The following is a 17,550-nucleotide window of genomic DNA, read 5'->3' as shown; positions in this document are numbered from 1 at the left end:
ACTGCAAACGGGATGCGAGCCTAGACTGTTGGCGTGAAACCTTGGATCATTTACTCACTGGTGCGGCTCGGAATCTTCGCGGCGGTGTTTGCGCTGCTGATGGTCGCGCAGGTTGACTGGTGGCTTTCAGCCCTGATTGCCGCAATCGTCGGATTCACGGTGTCGTATATCTTCTTCGGCAAGCTCCGGGATTCCGTTGCCCTCGATATTGTTGCCCGACGTTCAGGCCCCAGCCACGACCCTGACCGCAATGCGGAAGATGCTGAAGCAGACCTCACCGCTGATCGGCGCGACCTAGAAGGCGATCGCTGAGGCTAATCCCAGGCCAAACAGCAGGGCTGTGAGCCCAGTGAGGCGCAGCGCCAAGACAAGCTCAGAAGCCGTCTTGGCTGTCAGTACGATGACGCACGCTGGCAATGCGACGAGCAGCACGAAGTACACGAGGTAGGCGTTGACGTAAAGCAGCGTGTATACGGCCAGGATGCCGAACGGCACAAGCATCGCAACAACATAGAAGATGCGCGACGGGAGGTTACCGATCCTCACGGCGAGTGTGCGCTTGCCGGCGATCCTGTCTTGCTCAATATCCCGGATGTTGTTGACCATGAGCGTCGCGACGGCAAACAGTCCGACGGCCACGGCCGCCAACCACGATTCAAGAGTCACGGTGTCGGCGAGTACGTAGGTGGTGCCTGCGGTAGCGACGAGTCCAAAGAAGATAAAGACGAACACTTCGCCAAGGCCGAGGTAACCGTAGGGGCGTTTGCCACCGGTGTAGAAGTACGCGGCCACGATCGCGAGGGCGCCGACGGCGAGCATCCACCAGTGTCCGCTGCGGATCACGATGATGAGCCCGGCCACAGCGGCGAAGCCGAACCACACGAAAGCGACAGTGATGACGGTGCGTGGTCGAGCGGCGCCCGAGCCGGTGAGGCGGCTGGGACCAACCCGGTTCTTGTCCGTTCCGCGCACTCCGTCGGAGTAGTCATTAGCGAAGTTCACGCCGATCTGAAGCGACACCGCAACGATCAGGCACAGCAGAGCACGCAACCAGTGCCATCCGGCTCCGTCTTCTTCATGGGGCAGCACATAGGCTGCTGCCGTGCCCAGCGCCACGGGCGCAAAGGCAAGTGGCAGAGTCTGAATGCGGGCACCACCAATCCAGTCGCGCGCCGTTGCTTTCGCGATCTTGGGTGCTTTCGGTGGGCGAGCACCGGGACGACCGCTCTTCTTCTGCGCCGAAGTGGTGCTGGATTTCGGTGCGACGGTTGCAGGGTCGATGCGTTGCTGTTTAGGAGAGGCCACGGTGGGATTCTACTTAAGCACGACTGACGCTAAGGCCAGGCGGTCGGGTTTTCCTGTCGCGAGCATCGGAATCTCATCAATCAGCATCACTCGGGCGGGTGCTGCTGCGGCCCCCAGTTGAGCCGCAACCAACCCTCGAAGCTGGTCGAGATCAATCGCGGATGTCGTAATGACCACCGGTGCCTCTCCCCATTCAGGGTGCGGCGCAGCAACAACAACGGCGGCACTCTGGCCGGGCAGCGCTTGCACGGCGGTCTCCACTTCGGCGAGTGACACTTTCACTCCGCCAGAAATGATCATGTCGTCGGCGCGGCCACGAACCTGCAGTACGCCGTCCACCATTTCGCCGACATCGTCGGTGCGGTACCAGCGCGTGCCATCGTGCTCCCGGAATGAGAATGCGCTGCGCCGGGGGTCGTCGAGGTAGCCCTCGGCCAGCAGGGGGCCAGCGAGTTCGATGCGATCATCCACCAGCCGCATGCTGACGCTCGGCAGGGGTATGCCGTCCCAGACGCAGCCGCCGCTGGTTTCGCTCGACCCGTACGTTGTCGTGACGGCGAGACCGCGAGCGCGCGCCGCCGCCAGCAAGGCGACAGGTATTGATTGGCCGCCCACCAGAATCCGAGTGAAGGTTGCCAGGGTCGAAACGGCGACGTCTGATTCGAGTAGTCGCGCCAACTGCACCGGTACGAGTGAGGTGAACCGGCGCTCCGCCGTGAGCGCGGAGGCTGCGGCGATAAAGGTTTCGGCAGAGAAACCACTCGGCGTCATCATTACGGGCACGGTTCCCGCAAAGTGTGAGCGCGCCAGCACATTGATTCCGGCGATGTAATGAGCGGGAACCGCCAATAGCCACTGCCCCGCACCGCCCAACCGGACTTCGGATGCCACAGCACTCGCCTTTAGCGCCTCAGCACTAAGCATCACGCGTTTGGGTCGGCCGGTCGATCCGCTCGTTTCGACGACAACCGCAACGTTTGCGGGCACGGTCTCTGGCAGACCAGAGGGGGAGGCGGGGTGCGGCAGAATCGCGGCTCCCGTTCCGTCGAGCGCTGGTACGAGCGCAGCCCAGACCTTGCGCGGATCGCGCGCGTCAACCGACCAGAGTTCTCGTGTCATAGCTTGTGCTCCGTCGCTGAGGGCTGCCATTGCTTAGTACTGCCAGGGGAACGGCGACCAGTCTGGTGCGCGCTTCTCAAGGAATGAGTCGCGGCCTTCGACTGCTTCATCAGTTCCATAGGCCAGTCGCGTCGCTTCTCCCGCAAATACTTGTTGGCCCACAAGTCCGTCATCAACAGCATTGAGGGCAAATTTCACCATCCGGATGGCGGTGGGCGACTTGGTCATGATCGTCTGCGCCCATTCATAGGCAGTTGCTTCGAGCTCGGCGTGGGGTACGGCGGCGTTGATCGCTCCCGCGTCGAGGGCGCGCTGGGCATCATATTCGCGGGCGAGGAAGAACACTTCTCGGGCAAACTTTTGGCCGACCTGGCGAGCGAAGTATGCGCTGCCGTAGCCGGCGTCGAAAGACCCCACGTCGACATCTGTCTGCTTGAAGCGTGCATGCTCGGCGCTAGCAATGGTGAGGTCGCAGACGACGTGCAGTGAATGACCGCCGCCGGCAGCCCAGCCGGGAACGACAGCAATAACGACCTTTGGCATGAAACGGATGAGGCGCTGCACTTCAAGAATGTGAAGGCGTCCGGCCGCGGCTCGGCGTGCTCCAGCCGCAGCGGCAGCATCTGCTGCGGCTTTCTCTGAAACATCTGCAGGTTCGGCGGCGCGTGCTGCGGTGGGGTTCGTTGCGCCGGTCTGACCGTCATATTCATAGCCGGCACGACCGCGGATGCGCTGGTCGCCGCCTGAACAGAATGCCCAGCCACCATCTTTTTCGCTCGGCCCGTTGCCGGTAAGCAGCACGACACCGATGCGCGGATTCTGCCGTGCATCGTCGAGCGTTTGATACAACTCGTCGACGGTGTGGGGGCGGAACGCGTTTCTCACCTCGGGGCGGTCGAAGGCGATACGCGCAACCGTGCCGGTCACATCTTGGTGGTAGGTGACATCGGTGAGGTCATCGAATCCGGCGACTGAACGCCACAACTTTTCGTCAAAAATTTCTGAAACCAGCGCCATGGCTCCACCCTAGCGATTGGGGCCTGTGGCTGCCTGACGCCGGACCGTGGATGCGCGGCTGTCGTTAGCTCCCGAAGAAGCGAAATACCGCGACGAGCACGATGGGGTTGGCAAGGATCGCCAAGGCCAACCCGAATGCCGCCCAGCGTCTTTGCAAGCCCAAGATGAGGCTGATGAGGGAGGTGACGGCGGCCGAAATCGATACGATCACAGTGACGTAGCCGAGCACGGTTCCTGCGGGGAAATCTCCCCCGGTGGCCACGAGCATCGCCACGATGAAGAGCACGAGCGTTGTCAGACCCAGTGCGGCGGCGATGAAACCAACCCAAGTCGGTCGGGGGCGGATGACTTTATCGCGGTCGGCAGTCTCGCGCTCGGGCGGTTCGGGCGAAACTTTCGGTTGCTCGTCGACAACCCCCACGACGTAGTAGGGCACGACTTTGGTCGCGACACGCTCAAGATCACCCGGATTAGTCACGCATTTACCCTAACTGACGGTGGAACTTGTCAGACTGGGAACATGTTCCCTTCAGTGAACGAAATTCTCGACACCGCGCACGTGGTGTCCCTTCCCATGACTTCCCGTTTTCGGGGCATCGATCAACGTGAAGCATTGCTTTTTCGCGGGCCCCAAGGGTGGAGCGAGTTCTCTCCCTTCGTCGAGTACGACGATGCAGAGGCGACTACGTGGCTGATGGCCGCGATCGACTACGCCTGGAACGAGACTCCCCCGCTGGTACGTGACCACATTTTTGTTAACGCAACGGTTCCCGCGGTGGATGCGGAGTTCGTCGAAGCCGTGCTCGAACGCTTCGATGGCTGCCGAACAGCAAAGGTCAAAGTTGCCGAACCTGGCCATACTCTCGCGGATGACGTCGCTCGCGTTGCCGAGGTGCGTCGCGTCATGGGGCCAGTAGGTCGCATCCGCATTGATGCAAATGGGGCGTGGACGGTCGATGAGGCTGAGCGTGCCGTTCATGCCCTCGCAAAGTTCGACCTTGAGTATGTGGAGCAACCCTGCGCCACCGTTGAGGAGTTGGGTGAGTTACGCAGCCGCATTGCCTACATGGACATCCCGGTGGCGGCAGATGAGAGCGTTCGCAAGGCAGAGGATCCCCTTGCTGTTGCGCGGGCGGGTGCCGCCGATTTGCTCGTGATCAAAGCACAACCGTCTGGCGGTATTTCTCGCGCGCTCAGCGTTGTCGCCGAGGCCGGGCTGCCCGTGGTGGTTTCTAGCGCGCTCGAAACCTCGGTGGGGCTTGCGATGGGTGCGCATTTAGCTGGCGCTATTGATCCGCTCGACTTTGATTGCGGGCTCGCGACAGCATCCCTCCTCGCGGCCGACGTCACTGCGTCTCCGTTGCGCGCACGTGGCGGTCGGATCGAGGTTCGACGAGTGGATGCCGACGAAGCACTTCTCACTCGCTGGGCTGCTAATCCTGAGCGCACACAGTGGTGGCTTTCGCGCCTTGAACGCTGTCATGAACTAGGTAAAAACTACTCACAGTAGCGAACGGGTGGCTCACTATGCTGGACACCGTTGGTCGATCATGGAGGAGTGAAGATGAGTATTGAGTCGCATCGCGTGCTCGCTCTTGCTGTGCTCAGCCTGCTGGGTGTTGGCGTGTTGAGCGCCTGCATGTCGCCCCCTCCCGCGCCAGCAACCTCCGATACTGGACCGGATGCGACCGTCTCGGCGCCCGCCAGCTAGCGCCTGGATCACTCTGAGCCGCAGTGGGCTCTCTCGATCAAACGCTGGGGTGCTGCTCGGTGCGCCCCAGCGTTTTCACTCCACCGTCGCAGCGTCGACCGTGGCAGCGTCGCTCAAAGTGCAACGTCACCTGAGGTGCGTGGTTACAGCCCTGAGTAGGAGTGGAGCCCTTTGAAGAACAGGTTGACGATCGTGAAGTTGAAGACGATTGCGGCGAAACCAACGATCGCGAGCCACGCTGAGCGTGAGCCGCGCCATCCGCGGGTTGCACGGGCGTGGATGTAACCGGCATAGATGGTCCAGATGATGAAGGTCCAGACCTCCTTGGTGTCCCAGCCCCAGTAACGGCCCCAGGCACGTTCGGCCCACACCGCACCGGCCATAAGGGTGAAGGTCCACATGACGAAACCGACGACAGTGAGTCGGTAAGCCAAAGTCTCGAGGCGCTCTGCGGCAGGCAGGGTGTCAAGAAAACGCAGCTTGAGAGCTTTTCCGGTCTCTCGACGCGACTGCATGAGTTGCACAATAGAGAGCCCCGCTGCGAGGGCAAAGACGCCAGTGCTCAGGCTGGCAACGAAAACGTGGATGACCAACCAGGCCGATTGCAGAGCTGGCGGCAGAGGCACGACATCCACATAGAAGCTTGTGGTGCCGACGCCAAGCGCCATCAATGAGAAGCCGGTGATAAATGAGCCCAAGAAGCGAAGGTCTTGCCAGAACTGCACCAGAAGGAAGACGCCGACGATAAGCGCGGTGGCGGTGAGCGTGAACTCAAACATGTTGGCCCACGGCACTCGGTTTGCCGCAACGCCGCGGAACACAACAGCACTGACGTGCAGCACCCAAGCGATGACCGTCAGCGCCATTGCGAGGCGAAGGTACTTGGGTGAGTGCTGACGATTGGCGTTGGCGTCAGCGTCAGCGTCACGCGTGAGGGTCGTCGTGCCTGAACCAGCGTTACCAGCACTCGCAGCGCCAGAGGACGCTGCCGCCATCATGCCTGTGCTGCGCGCCGAGGCGGAGGCGAGACCTGTCGCGCTTGCCGCAGACGCATCACTTAGCTCGGCAGAACGGCGCGCCAAATCGGTGGCGAACATCACGAACGCCAAAGTATAAATCGCCATCGCAGAATAGACAGCGATCAAGGAATACGACACAAACGTCTCAGTCACGAGTCCACCCTAATCGTCAGTTGCTGGGAATGTTTCTCGGCAAATTCAGCGACGGCCGCATCAAGATTGGGGTCGTCTCCACGCGCCAGCGCCGCGTATTCGATTGTTGTTGTTCCGGATCTGTCTGTTGTCGCCGAAACCCACATGCGTCGGCGAGGAACAAACAAGCTTGTTACGAGACCGGCAATCACCAGAATCGCAAATAACAGCACGGGTCCCTGCGAGGGATCGTGGTGCACATCAAGCGACACGAAGCGCGGGATGCTCGCCAACTCCACACTGCCAAGGCCGTTGGGAAGGTCCACCCGGTCGCCTGGATTCAGTCGAATCGTGTCGGCGTCAGATTTACGGCCGGCGATCTGCGAAAGCGAGTCCGTGTTGAGTGCGTAGGCGTTGGTTCCTTGCCCGTTGTCGAGGCCGAGATCGCCCTCGTACACCTCGAGGGTGAGGGTAGGTGAAACGAGGTCGGGATACACAGAGACTAGTGCGCCCGAGCTGAGGGTGCCGGTTGTGGGGTAGAGGAAGCCGAGCATTCCGATCTGCTGCTCAAGGCCATCCGGAATCTTGATCACGCACGTGCTGCCCAAGTTGGCGTCGAAGGGGAGGCAGGCAGTCGGCTGCGACCAGATGACTTTATCGTCGCTATCGCGCACTGTCAGTACCGGCGCATAGCCATTGCCCAAAAGGTAGGCGTTTGTGCCGCCAACGCTCAGCGGTTCGTTGACCTTGATTCGGGCAGTCTGAGAACTTGCGCCCTTCATCGTGGTTGTTACATTCGCGGTGTAGTCAACGGCCTGTCCGAGCGCCTTCCGATTCGACTGCTCGTACACCGGCTCGAACGAATCGAGCGCGATCGTGAACGGCTGAAGTGCTTCATCGGTGAAGAAGCGACCCGGATTGAAGGAGTCATAGCTGGCAAGTGAATTGCTGAAGGCGTAACCCTCAACAACGACGCGCTGACCCGTGTACCCGAATCCGCCACCGACCCCTACCGCAAGCAGCACCCCTACCAGGGCGGAGTGGAAGATGAGGTTGCCGGTTTCGCGCAGGTATCCACGCTCGGCGCTGACCGAGTCTCCGTAGAGCTCGGTGCGGTAGCGCTGCGACTTCAAGAGACGACGGGCGCTCTCGACAGCGGTGGCAGCATCCGCCTCCGTCGTGCGCGTCGTGAAGCCTTCGAGCCGCGACAGCCGCGCAGGGGTCTTGGGGGGTCGCGCACGAAGCGCATCGAAATGGTGCTTAGTGCGCGGCAGCACACAGCCGATAAGTGAGATGAAGAGCAGTAGGTAGATCGCCGAGAACCACACCGAGGTGTAGGTGGTGAAGACCTGGAAGAAGTCGAGAACAGCAGCGGTGTCTGGATAGTTGCGACGATACGCAATAACACCGTTGGGGTCAGAACTAACCTGCGGAACCAGCGAACCAGGAATAGCGGCCACCGCCAAGAGCAGCAGCAAGAATAACGCTGTGCGCATACTCGTGAGTTGCCGCCAGAAGAACCGCCCATAACCAGCGGGCCCGAGGCGCGGCTGCTGAATCTTGCTCGGCGGTTCTGGCGCATCCATATGGTCACTGGGACGCGTTGCGTCACCACCGGTCACTGAATCAGAGGATTGTGTCGAAGCCACCGATCACCGCCCCCAAACTTGTCACGATTGCACGCCACACTCCGGTGACCATGAGCACACCAATCAGCACGAGCAATGCCCCGCCAATGAGGTTAATTATGCGGATGTGGCGACGCATCCACGCCACCGAGTTCGTCGCCCAGTTCAGGCCAAGAGCCACCAGCAGGAACGGGATGCCGAGACCTAAGCTGTAGGCGACGCCAACGATTGCTGCGCGGCCCGGGTCTCCCCCCTCCAACACCATGCTGCCAACAGCAATGAGCGTTGGGCCGACACAGGGCGTCCAGCCGAGAGCGAAAACAATGCCGAGCAGCGGTGCGCCGGCAAGGCCCGTCGCAACTTTCATTTGTGGCCGGATCGTGCGCTGAGCAAAAGTGACCTGCCCGATAAACACCAACCCCATCACAATCACCAGAGCACCAGCTATACGAGTGATGAGATCAAGCCACGGTCGCAACAACAACCCCGCGGTGCCGAACAGCACCGTAAACGCCACAAAAACGATCGTGAAGCCCAAGATAAACAGCCCAACGCCTAAAACAAGACGCTTCGTGCTGCCCTTGTTTTCTGCACTCGTGAACCCACCGATGTACCCGAGATAACCCGGCACGAGCGGCAGCACACAGGGCGAAGCGAACGAGACAAGGCCCGCCAGCAGCGCGATCGGAAGCGCGAGAAGAAGATTGCCGCCGAGAATCAGCTCGCCGACCGGGCTCGACACTACTGGGCCTCGGCGACGACTGAATCGATCATCGCTGCGAGGATGCTCGGATCACGCACAAGGCCACTAATGCGGGCCGCGACCCTGCCATCGCTGTCAACAACGAGAGTGGTCGGCACTGCGTTGGGAGGAACAGAACCGGCGAACGCAAGCTGAACCCCCGCGGTCTTGGCATCCACGATGGAGGCATAAGGAACACCAAATTCGGTAGCGAACGTACGGGACGTTTCTGCAGTGTCTGAGACGTTCACGCCGAGAAACGGCACCTCGGGGTATTCGACACTGAGCGCCGCCAGGTCTGGGGCCTCAAGGCGGCACGGTGGGCAACTGGAGTACCAAAAGTTCACGACATAGACCGAGTCAGCGAAGTCACTGCTCGAGACGGTCTCGCCGGTATCGAGAGTGGCCTCGAAGCTAACGGCATCATCTCGGTCGCCTCGGGGAATCTCGACGGTCGACCCGTCACCAGAGATATAGCCCTCGTCAGAACCGTTCTGGTATTGCTCCGCGAGAGATTCATTCGGCGAAGAACAGGAAACCGTGGCGAGGGCGATACCCGCCAGAACAACGGCGATGAGACGGCGGTTCACACTGCTCCTAAATCGGTGGATGCTGCAAGCAATTCTGCCGCAGGTTCCTGATAGTCAACCTCGATGAACTCATCACCCTTGCGGGCCAGCGTTGTGATACTGGAGAGGGTGCAGCGGCGGCGGCGCGGGTCGTGTGCAAGGCGCATTTTCTTCACGGAACGAGCAACCATCACGATCGGCATTTGGTGGCTAACCATCACTATTTCGCCGCCATTGGCAGCAGCCCACGCTTCATCGATGGCTTCGAGCATCCGCGCTTCAACGCTGAGAAAGGCTTCGCCCCAACTGGGCTTCATGGGGTTGATCAGTTGCGGCCAGGCTCGGGGGTTGCCCAAAACGTGGGGAAAACGAAAACGGCCGCCTTCGAACCAGTTGGCAGGCTCAACAATGCGGTCTTCGGTGATGATCGGCAACGAGTAGCGCTGGGACCACGGCTGCGCTGACTCTTGGGCGCGCTGCAACGGGCTCGCGTAGAGCGCCGTAACGGGGCGACCGGCCAGGCTCGCCGCCGCGACATCCGCCATCTGATGCCCGAGTTCGCTGAGGTGGTACCCCGGCAGCCGGCCGTACAAAATGCGGTCGGGATTGTGCACTTCGCCGTGGCGAACGAGATGGATGAGGTCTGCTGGCACGGTATTCAGTCTACGTCTGCTGCCTCGGCGCACTTTCGCCCCCGTGATCCCTTGTAAACTCGGCCCCGTGACTACACGCACCCTCATTAAGAACTTGGCCGCAGCAAGCGATGGAGCAACCTCTGTTTCGGGTTGGGTCGATACCGTGCGAGATCAAAAGAAGGTGCAGTTTGTTGTGCTGCGCGATGAGTCGGGTGCGGTGCAGCTTGTTCACCCCCGCTCATTCAACGAAGACGGCACGCCCGCTGAGGATGCGCTCGCCGAGACCATTTCGGGCCTCGCCCAAGGCACTTTCCTTACCGCGACGGGAGAACTCAAGCACGACGAGCGCGTGAAGCTCGGTGGCGTTGAGATCAAGCTTGATGGACTCGAGATTGCTGCTGAGGCTATCCCCGAGACTCCGATCGCTGAAGATTCCAGCGTCGACAAACGCATGGATTGGCGCTTCCTCGACCTGCGGGTGCCGCGCAACAGCCTGATTTTCCGCATCCAAACCACTCTCGAACACGCGTGGCGCACCTATTGGGTCGAGAACGACTTCATTGAGGTTCACACCCCCAAGCTCATGGCCAGCGCGAGTGAGTCGAAGGCGGAACTCTTTGAGGTCGAGTACTTCGACACAAAGGCCTATTTGGCGCAGAGCCCACAGTTCTTCAAGCAGATGGCTCAGGCAGCCGGGTTCGGCAAGATCTTTGAGATCGCCCCCAGTTTTCGCGCCGACCCCAGCTTCACGTCGCGTCACGCCACCGAGTTCACGATGGTTGATAACGAGATCAGCTGGATCGATAGTCACGAAGATGTCATGAAAATGCACGAAGAGCTCATGATCATCGGGTTCCAGGCAGTCAAAGACAAGCACGGCGACGAGATCGAAAAACTGTTCGGCATTGAGCTGACGGTGCCGACGGCACCATTCCCCCGCATTCCGCTGGCGGAGGCGAAGCAGATCGTCAGCGATCGTGGCTACACGGTGCCGCGGACCGACGCCGATATGGACCCAGAGGGTGAGCGCCAGATCGCCGCCTATGTGAAAGAAACCTACGGCCACGATTTCGTGTTCTTGACCGACTACGCCTCGAGCATCCGCCCGTTCTATCACATGCGTCATGCGGATGATGCTGGCCTCACCAACAGCTATGACCTCATCTACAACGGTGTCGAGATTTCTACTGGCGCCCAGCGCGAGCACCGCGTTGACGTGTTGGAGGCGCAGATTCGTGACAAGGGAATGGACCCGGCGGAGCTCGACTTCTACCTCGACTTCTTCCGCTATGGCGTGCCGCCGCACGGCGGCTTCGGCATGGGCCTTGGCCGCGTGCTGATGCTCATGCTCGGCCTGCCGAACCTGCGCGAGGCCACCTACCTGTTCCGTGGACCGACACGGCTCACCCCGTAGCTGCCACGGACAACAAGTTCCGACACACCACCCCATAGCCAGCACGCAACCCGTTAAGGCAGGATGACGACATGTCAAAGAAAATTGATGCGGCGCTCAAGGATCTGAAAAAGGCGCTCAATAAGCATGCCGAAGTTGTGGGCAGCAAGCCGGTGTCGCTGAAGAAGGCTCAGCGGGCGAGTGCGCAGGTTGCCGCTGCAGCCACCAACTATGCCGAGATTGTGCACGCCAAGACAGGAATAGGCAATCCGTTCGACGACATGCTGCAGCCTGGCCTCGATAGCGGAACGCTCGCGTCGTTGGCCGCTGAGCGTGACTCGATCAAGAACCACCTGACGGGCCCGATCCCTATCAAGAAGCAACCTTCGGCTCGACAGTAGCTCCGCGGTGGGCCGTGCTAGAGCTCGAAGTCGACCGATGCCCGCTCGCGAGTGTTCGCCTTGACTACGGCGCCGGCTGCGACATGCAGCGGATGGGTCGCGTACACGGCCAGTGCCTCAACCGAGGTGTGGTCAGACTCAAGGATGACATCCCAGTTGGCCGCAGTGTTGGCAGCATTCGGGCGCACCGTGACACTTTCGAGGCCCTCAATCTGGCCCACAAGGGGTTCCAGGGCTGCAGCCATGGCATCGACTGCGGATTTCTGACCTTCGGTGTCTTCGGCGTTGAGCTTCCACATGACGACGTGACGGATCATTCGGATTCCTCCTGAAGTGCGGCGCTGAGCCGCGCGGGGTCGACACGCCAGATGGTGTGCACGCGGTCGTTGATGAGGACTACAGGAATCTCATCCGAGTACTTCAAGCGAAGTTCTTCGTCCTCGAGAATCGACTGTTCCGTAAGCTCAATCGTGAGCTCTGGTGACAGTTCGGCGATGACGTGGGTGATCGCATCTCGAGCATCGTCACACAAATGACAACCGGGTTTACCAATCAATGTCAGACGTTTCGTAGCCACAACCCTAGAATAATGCGGATGCACGAGGTAACGACGCCCCTGTCTGGTCAGAACACTGTTCTGGCGTTCTTTGACGTGGATAACACCCTGATGCGTGGGGCGAGCGGGTACTACCTCGTCAAAGAAGCTTGGCGCCGCGGCATTGTGGGGTGGCGCGATATCACGCGTTTTGCGTGGCAGCAGTTTCGCTTCGTGTCGGTGGGCGAGAACCACAAACATATGGCGACCGCACGGGAACGTGCCCTAGCCATTGTTGGCGGACACTCCGAACAGACACTGTTTGAGCTGGCCGAGCAGATCTACGAGCGCGACATTCTGCCTAACCTGTGGCCAGAAACCGTCGACCTCACTCAAGAGCACCTTGCGAAGGGGCACGAAGTGTGGCTGGTCACGGCAACCCCGCAGTTCGTTGCTGACGTGATAGCGACGAGGCTCGGGCTCACCGGAGCACTGGGCACGCGTGTGCACGCCCGGGATGGCGTTCTGACGGGAGAACTCGACGGTCACGTACTTCACGGTGCCGAGAAAGCTATCGTTGCCACAGAACTCGCGGAGCGACTCGGGGCCGACCTCGCTGAATGTTGGGCGTACTCAGACTCCAGCAACGACATCCCGCTGCTGAGTGCCGTCGGAAACCGCGTTGCCGTGAATGCGGATGCGAAGCTAACTGACTACGCCCAAAAAATGGGATGGCACGTTCTGCCGCTCAACCGCGCAGGCCTGAAAGAGGCGAGAAGGCGAGTTAAGCGGCAGGCCAAGACCGTGCGGAAGCGCGGTCGTTAGTAACTAACACCGAGCCGTGCGGAAGCGCGGTCGGTAAAACTATCTACTTCTTGTTGCGACGCTGGTGGCGCGTCTTGCGAAGCAGCTTGCGGTGCTTCTTCTTGGCCATGCGCTTGCGACGTTTTTTGATGACTGAACCCATAGGGACCTCACTGATTTCTGAACGAACCGACCCGGTCCGATTCAGAACCGCGGAAAGACATACCGGAAGAGTTTACCGCACCGGGCGGGTTTTGAAGATTCGATGAACGGGGAGCGAACCCAACCTGAATGTTCGCTGCTAGCCGACCTCAGAGATCGAGGGTGCTACGGCGCTCGCGACAGCCGATTCCGGAATGCGGAATGACCGACCAAAGCGAACTGCGGGCAGCTCACCGGAGTGGACAAGTCGGTACACGGTCATATTGGAGACACGCATCATGTCGGCCACTTCGGCGACGGTGAGAAAGCGCATCTCAGTGAGATCACGTGACATTGGACTAGCCCCTCTTAGCTTCACAGACGGCTGCACAGCACCCGCAGTGTGTGACTGAAGTGCTAATCGGTAACAATAGGGGCTGGTGTGACTCGGTGTCCAGCCCTAATCCAGCACCGGCGGCGCGCCTGCGAGCTAATCTTTGCCAAAGATGCGATTGCGGACGTTGCGCGGGAGCTGCTTAGCAGCCTCAGAGACGTCGTGAAGTGCGGAACGGGCCTGATGGGTGCGCTCGGCGACCTGTCGACCGAAGTTGTCTCCGACATCCGCCCCCGACCAGGCCGCAAATGCACCCGTCGAGTCACGAACTGTGTCATCGAAGTCATCGAGGAAATCGGCACTCAGGAACGGAATTAACCAGTCTTCGACCTCCTCAAGGGGTGACGAGTCGAGGCGGTAGTACCGGTGTTGGCCTTCTTCACGCACCGAAACCAAGCCATGATCCCGCAGCACCTTGAGGTGCTTGGAGACTGTCGGCTGGCTCAAATCGAGCTTCTCAACAATCTCGCTCACGCTGAGCTCACCGCTGGGAGAATCAGAGGCGATGTACTGCTCGAGCAGCACGGTGAGAAGACTGCGCCGCGTTGAATCGGCTACTACGTCAAAGATGTCGGCCATGACATAAGGGTAGTCGGGCTTGCTGGGGAGTACCATGGCCTCCTGTGCGTGGGGAGAGAAAACTTATGAGTCCGCGGTCACCCATGCGTGCATATAGTCGTGAGCGCAGTATCGCCAGTCAAGTGCGCGACCTGATTGATCGTTTCGCCGCCGCAACCCCGGCTCGCTTCGCGATCACCATTTTCTCTGCGCTCGTGATCGTGCTCACCACGCTACTCGTCTTGCCGATCGCTGCCCGTGACGGCCAAGCCACTCCCCTCGTCGACGCCCTGTTCACTGCGGTGTCGGCAATCTGTGTCACCGGCCTGACCACCGTAGACATGGCCACGCACTGGTCGGCATTCGGCAACACCGCAATCCTGATCGGGCTGCAGGTTGGCGGCATCGGAGTGCTCACCCTTGCCAGCATGCTCGGCCTCGTTGTCTCGCGTCGCCTCGGACTACGTCAACGGCTCATTGCTGCCAGCGACTCGAACCCGTCACGAATCCACGTAGGGCCCGTTTCTGAATCGCAAGCAATTCGCTTAGGAGAAATTGGTGGACTCCTCGCGACGGTGGCCATCAGCGCGCTAGCCATCGAGTTCGTGCTGGCTCTCGTGATAATCCCGCGGCTGCTGGTTGAAGGTCTCGACGTCTGGCCCGCCATTTGGCAAGGGTTCTATTTTGCGGCATCCGCCTTCACTAACACCGGTTTCGTGCCCGCGGTCAGCGGCATGGAAGCTTTCGCCCAAGACCCGTGGATGCTCGGAGCTATCGGTACCGGCGTGTTTCTGGGCAGCCTCGGCTTTCCCGTAATCTTCGCCGTTGTGCGCAAGATTAAGGCCGGTGCCCGCCTTTCGGTGCACGCCCGCCTGACCCTCGCGACCACGCTAGTGCTGATTGTTTTCGGAGCAATAGCGATCATCGTGCTCGAATGGAATAACACCAATACTCTCGGCGGTCAAAGCCTTGTATCCCGTCCGCTGACGGCGACATTTCTGTCGACAATGACGCGGTCTGGCGGTTTCTCGACCATCGACATCAATGAGCTCAATGGCTCAACGCTGCTGGTGTTCGACATGCTGATGTTTGTGGGTGGCGGTTCGGCATCCACTGCTGGCGGAATCAAGGTCACCACTCTCGCTGTGCTCTTCTTGGCTGCTCTCGCCGAAGCCCGCGGCGATAATGACATGCACGCCTTCGATCGCCGCATCCCCACCGATGTGCTGCGACTGGCAGTGAGCGTCACCCTGTGGGGCGCAACGATCGTCGCGATCTCGACCGTCGCGATACTGCAGATCACGAAAGAACCACTCGATCGAGTGCTCTTTGATGTGATCTCTGCCTTTGCGACCTGTGGACTCTCGACAGGGCTCACCGAGTCTCTGCCCGATAGCGGCAAATACATCCTCGCTGCCACAATGTGGGCAGGCCGAGTGGGAACGGTTACTCTGGCGGCAGCCCTTGCGGCCAGTCAGCGCCGACAATTGTTCACAAGAGCAGAAGAGAGGCCCATCGTTGGTTGACAAGATTCCGCACAATGCGCCGGTACTCGTGATCGGTCTCGGCCGCTTCGGTGCCGCCACCGCCGGTCAGCTGCAGCGCCTCGACCGCGAAGTTCTCGCTATCGACGAAGACCTCGGTCTGGTACAGAAATGGTCAGAGCGCGTCACGCATGCAGTGCAGACGGATGCTCGCAGCATCGATGCCCTGCGCCAGATCGGCGCCGAAGACTTTTCGATCGCGGTGGTTGCCGTTGGCTCCTCAATCGAGGCAAGCGTGCTCATTACCGCGAACCTAGTCGATCTCAAGATTCCGCAGATCTGGGCAAAGGCGATCAGTCGCTCCCATGGCAAGATTCTGAATCGCATTGGTGCCAACCACGTGATTTATCCGGAGGCTGAAGCTGGCGAGCGCGTTGCCCACTTGGTTTCGGGCCGGATGCTCGACTTCATCGAGTTCGATGATGACTTCGCGATCGTGAAAATGTACCCGCCGAAACCGATTCGTGGGGTGCCGCTCAGCGAATCTCAAGTGCGCCGCAAGTACGGAATTACCGTGGTCGGCGTGAAGTCGCCCGGCAAGGAATTCACCTATGCGACACCCGAGACTGTGATCTCGAATCACGATCTCGTGATTGTCAGTGGCAACTCAGAGAACATCGAGAAGTTCGCGACACTAGCGAGTTAGCCCCGTTTGTGGACTGATTCTCTGGCCCTGCCTACCTGTATCTTGATTCAGTGAGCAAAATACGGGCGACCCCGGGGTCGCAATCTTCGCTCCGCGAAGCGAACCGCGCTCGCATTGTCGACGCGGTGAAGCATCACGGCGGGCTCACCCAGATAGAACTGGCCGGGGTAACTGGGCTCTCTCCTGCCACTGTCTCCAACATTGTCAAGGAACTTGCGGCCGCCGGAGTGTTGGCAACAAACCCGAGCACTCGCAGTGGCCGGCGCGCCCATCAGGTGACGCTTGCCCGCGCTCTCGGTCTTGTTGCTGGAGTGCATTTCTCGGAGCGCCACATGCGCGTAGCCCTTTCTGATGTTGCTCACACGGTCGTTTCTGAACAGCACATGCCGCTGGCAAAAGACCATCGTGCCGACAACGAACTCAACCGGGCAGCGCAGCTCATCACCGACATGCTGGAGTCTGTGGATGCCACCCACGAGGAGATTCTCGCGGTCGGCTTCGCGATGCCCGCTCCCATGGATCTGTCCACCGGCATCATCACCCGCACCGGCATCATGCGCGGCTGGGATGGTGTGCCCGTTGCGGAGTCTTTGGGTATCCGCCTTAACAGCCCTGTGTATGTCGATAACAACGCCAACCTTGGCGCACTCGCCGAGTACCGTTCCGGTGCGTTGCGCGGCAAACCCAACTCTCTCTACATCAGTGTGGATGAGGGCATCGGTGCCGGGCTCATTTTGAACGGGGCAGTATTTCGCGGCCACAACGGCACCGCGGGTGAATTCGGGCACATGGTGCTTAACGAAGACGGCGCTCTGTGTCGCTGTGGAAATCGTGGATGCCTCGAAACGCTGGTCGGAGGACAAGCCATTATCGAGTCGGTGCGGGCGGGCCGCCGCGGGCTCAAGCTGCACGATGTTGTGGTGAAAGCGATCGCGGGTGATGCCGCGTGCATCCGAGCGATTGCTGATGCCGGCCGCCATTTGGGGGTTGCTGCGGCAAACATCTGCAACGTTCTTGATCCTGACCGGATCGCGGTGGGCGGCGAGCTGGCGCAGGCTGGCGAATTGTTACTCGGACCGATGCGGCACGCAATGGAGCGTGCCGTCATCGTTGGCCCCGATCGGGCTGCCGATCTCGTGCAAAGTCAACTTGGCGCGCGAACAGAGCTCTTGGGTGCGATCGCTTTTGCGATCGACCAGCTCACGATTGGCGCCGACTCTGCAACACCCTCGGCTGTCTCATCATGAGGGCCACACG

23 protein-coding genes are annotated in these 17,550 nt (G+C 60.3%); 9 read left to right on the top strand and 14 right to left on the bottom strand.

The features are described 5' to 3' along the window. The first annotated feature begins 33 nt into the window (after positions 1-33). A complete protein-coding gene (locus tag AADH44_RS01995) occupies positions 34-312 on the top strand; it encodes a DUF4229 domain-containing protein (RefSeq protein ID WP_341953759.1) in 279 nt (92 codons plus the stop codon). Here AADH44_RS01995 and AADH44_RS01990 read toward each other — a convergent pair. The 4 genes from AADH44_RS01990 to AADH44_RS01975 form a co-directional block, all read right to left on the bottom strand. Beyond that, positions 295-1,305, bottom strand: a complete 1,011-nt coding sequence (locus AADH44_RS01990) for a 1,4-dihydroxy-2-naphthoate polyprenyltransferase (RefSeq protein ID WP_341953758.1) — start codon at positions 1,303-1,305, stop codon at positions 295-297. The two genes, AADH44_RS01995 and AADH44_RS01990, sit on opposite strands and share 18 nt — an antisense overlap. 9 nt (positions 1,306-1,314) lie before the next feature. Then, positions 1,315-2,424, bottom strand: coding sequence for an AMP-binding protein (locus tag AADH44_RS01985; RefSeq protein WP_341953757.1), 1,110 nt, complete (start codon positions 2,422-2,424; stop codon positions 1,315-1,317). 33 nt (positions 2,425-2,457) lie between these two features. After that, positions 2,458-3,441 carry a 1,4-dihydroxy-2-naphthoyl-CoA synthase gene (locus AADH44_RS01980; RefSeq protein WP_341953756.1) on the bottom strand — a complete coding sequence of 328 codons (984 nt, stop codon included), beginning with the start codon at positions 3,439-3,441 and terminating at the stop codon, positions 2,458-2,460. A gap of 64 nt (positions 3,442-3,505) precedes the next feature. Further along, complete coding sequence (locus tag AADH44_RS01975) at positions 3,506-3,919, bottom strand: 1,4-dihydroxy-6-naphthoate synthase (RefSeq protein WP_341953755.1); 414 nt, start codon at positions 3,917-3,919, stop codon at positions 3,506-3,508. 42 nt (positions 3,920-3,961) lie between these two features. Between AADH44_RS01975 and AADH44_RS01970 the strand changes: the two genes are divergently transcribed. Together AADH44_RS01970 and AADH44_RS01965 are read left to right on the top strand one after the other, a co-directional pair. Beyond that, positions 3,962-4,951 carry an o-succinylbenzoate synthase gene (locus AADH44_RS01970; protein ID WP_341953754.1) on the top strand — a complete coding sequence of 330 codons (990 nt, stop codon included), beginning with the start codon at positions 3,962-3,964 and terminating at the stop codon, positions 4,949-4,951. A 54-nt stretch (positions 4,952-5,005) separates the two neighbouring features. Continuing rightward, the gene (locus AADH44_RS01965) at positions 5,006-5,152 is read left to right on the top strand and encodes a hypothetical protein (protein ID WP_341953752.1); all 147 of its coding nucleotides are present in this window, start codon (positions 5,006-5,008) and stop codon (positions 5,150-5,152) included. 143 nt (positions 5,153-5,295) lie between these two features. On the opposite strand, the gene ccsB is transcribed toward AADH44_RS01965, so the two are convergent. The 5 genes from ccsB to AADH44_RS01940 are packed head-to-tail and all read right to left on the bottom strand — an operon-like array spanning position 5,296 to position 9,895. After that, positions 5,296-6,324: a c-type cytochrome biogenesis protein CcsB gene (gene ccsB / locus AADH44_RS01960; protein WP_341953750.1), complete on the bottom strand. Its 1,029-nt coding sequence runs from the start codon at positions 6,322-6,324 to the stop codon at positions 5,296-5,298. Beyond that, positions 6,321-7,952 (bottom strand): cytochrome c biogenesis protein ResB, encoded by a 1,632-nt coding sequence (locus AADH44_RS01955; protein ID WP_341953749.1) that lies wholly within the window; start codon positions 7,950-7,952, stop codon positions 6,321-6,323. The genes ccsB and AADH44_RS01955 overlap by 4 nt, the downstream gene beginning before the upstream one ends. Beyond that, positions 7,930-8,673 carry a cytochrome c biogenesis protein CcdA gene (locus AADH44_RS01950; protein WP_341953748.1) on the bottom strand — a complete coding sequence of 248 codons (744 nt, stop codon included), beginning with the start codon at positions 8,671-8,673 and terminating at the stop codon, positions 7,930-7,932. The genes AADH44_RS01955 and AADH44_RS01950 overlap by 23 nt, the downstream gene beginning before the upstream one ends. Further along, complete coding sequence (locus AADH44_RS01945) at positions 8,673-9,263, bottom strand: TlpA disulfide reductase family protein (protein ID WP_341953747.1); 591 nt, start codon at positions 9,261-9,263, stop codon at positions 8,673-8,675. Before AADH44_RS01945 ends, AADH44_RS01950 begins: the two co-directional genes overlap by 1 nt. Then, positions 9,260-9,895 carry a histidine phosphatase family protein gene (locus AADH44_RS01940; protein ID WP_341953746.1) on the bottom strand — a complete coding sequence of 212 codons (636 nt, stop codon included), beginning with the start codon at positions 9,893-9,895 and terminating at the stop codon, positions 9,260-9,262. Before AADH44_RS01940 ends, AADH44_RS01945 begins: the two co-directional genes overlap by 4 nt. Before the next feature lie 67 nt (positions 9,896-9,962). Here AADH44_RS01940 and aspS point away from each other — a divergent pair, with 67 nt between their 5' ends. Then, positions 9,963-11,291 (top strand): aspartate--tRNA(Asn) ligase, encoded by a 1,329-nt coding sequence (gene aspS / locus AADH44_RS01935; RefSeq protein WP_341953745.1) that lies wholly within the window; start codon positions 9,963-9,965, stop codon positions 11,289-11,291. A gap of 71 nt (positions 11,292-11,362) precedes the next feature. After that, positions 11,363-11,671, top strand: coding sequence for a hypothetical protein (locus tag AADH44_RS01930; protein ID WP_341953744.1), 309 nt, complete (start codon positions 11,363-11,365; stop codon positions 11,669-11,671). Positions 11,672-11,688: 17 nt separating this feature from the next. Here AADH44_RS01930 and AADH44_RS01925 read toward each other — a convergent pair whose 3' ends face one another. Continuing rightward, positions 11,689-11,988 (bottom strand): Dabb family protein, encoded by a 300-nt coding sequence (locus AADH44_RS01925; protein WP_341953743.1) that lies wholly within the window; start codon positions 11,986-11,988, stop codon positions 11,689-11,691. Next, positions 11,985-12,248: a glutaredoxin family protein gene (locus tag AADH44_RS01920; RefSeq protein WP_341953742.1), complete on the bottom strand. Its 264-nt coding sequence runs from the start codon at positions 12,246-12,248 to the stop codon at positions 11,985-11,987. The genes AADH44_RS01925 and AADH44_RS01920 overlap by 4 nt, the downstream gene beginning before the upstream one ends. Positions 12,249-12,266: 18 nt before the next feature. Here AADH44_RS01920 and AADH44_RS01915 point away from each other — a divergent pair, with 18 nt between their 5' ends. Further along, on the top strand, positions 12,267-13,031 hold the full coding sequence (locus AADH44_RS01915; protein ID WP_341953741.1) for an HAD family hydrolase: 765 nt from the start codon (positions 12,267-12,269) through the stop codon (positions 13,029-13,031). A gap of 43 nt (positions 13,032-13,074) precedes the next feature. On the opposite strand, the gene AADH44_RS01910 is transcribed toward AADH44_RS01915, so the two are convergent. The 3 genes from AADH44_RS01910 to AADH44_RS01900 all read right to left on the bottom strand — a co-directional run bounded on the left by AADH44_RS01910 (position 13,075) and on the right by AADH44_RS01900 (position 14,124). Further along, the gene (locus tag AADH44_RS01910; protein ID WP_003792170.1) at positions 13,075-13,173 is read right to left on the bottom strand and encodes an AURKAIP1/COX24 domain-containing protein; all 99 of its coding nucleotides are present in this window, start codon (positions 13,171-13,173) and stop codon (positions 13,075-13,077) included. 138 nt (positions 13,174-13,311) lie between these two features. Beyond that, positions 13,312-13,506, bottom strand: a complete 195-nt coding sequence (locus AADH44_RS01905; RefSeq protein ID WP_341953740.1) for a helix-turn-helix domain-containing protein — start codon at positions 13,504-13,506, stop codon at positions 13,312-13,314. Positions 13,507-13,641: 135 nt separating this feature from the next. Further along, positions 13,642-14,124, bottom strand: coding sequence for a metalloregulator ArsR/SmtB family transcription factor (locus AADH44_RS01900; protein WP_341953739.1), 483 nt, complete (start codon positions 14,122-14,124; stop codon positions 13,642-13,644). A 65-nt stretch (positions 14,125-14,189) separates the two neighbouring features. Between AADH44_RS01900 and AADH44_RS01895 the strand changes: the two genes are divergently transcribed. From AADH44_RS01895 to AADH44_RS01885, 3 genes are read left to right on the top strand one after another with little or no spacing between them, the layout of a single operon-like run. Continuing rightward, positions 14,190-15,629 carry a potassium transporter TrkG gene (locus AADH44_RS01895; protein WP_341953738.1) on the top strand — a complete coding sequence of 480 codons (1,440 nt, stop codon included), beginning with the start codon at positions 14,190-14,192 and terminating at the stop codon, positions 15,627-15,629. Further along, positions 15,622-16,293 carry a TrkA family potassium uptake protein gene (locus AADH44_RS01890; RefSeq protein ID WP_009773878.1) on the top strand — a complete coding sequence of 224 codons (672 nt, stop codon included), beginning with the start codon at positions 15,622-15,624 and terminating at the stop codon, positions 16,291-16,293. The genes AADH44_RS01895 and AADH44_RS01890 overlap by 8 nt, the downstream gene beginning before the upstream one ends. 50 nt (positions 16,294-16,343) lie before the next feature. Further along, on the top strand, positions 16,344-17,540 hold the full coding sequence (locus AADH44_RS01885) for an ROK family transcriptional regulator (protein ID WP_341953737.1): 1,197 nt from the start codon (positions 16,344-16,346) through the stop codon (positions 17,538-17,540). The last annotated feature ends 10 nt before the right edge of the window (positions 17,541-17,550 follow it).

It is taken from the genome of Salinibacterium sp. TMP30, assembly GCF_038397785.1.
Classification (GTDB): domain Bacteria; phylum Actinomycetota; class Actinomycetes; order Actinomycetales; family Microbacteriaceae; genus Rhodoglobus.
The sequence above is the reverse complement of the archived record's forward strand: the minus strand, read 5'-3'. Positions and strand labels throughout refer to the sequence as shown.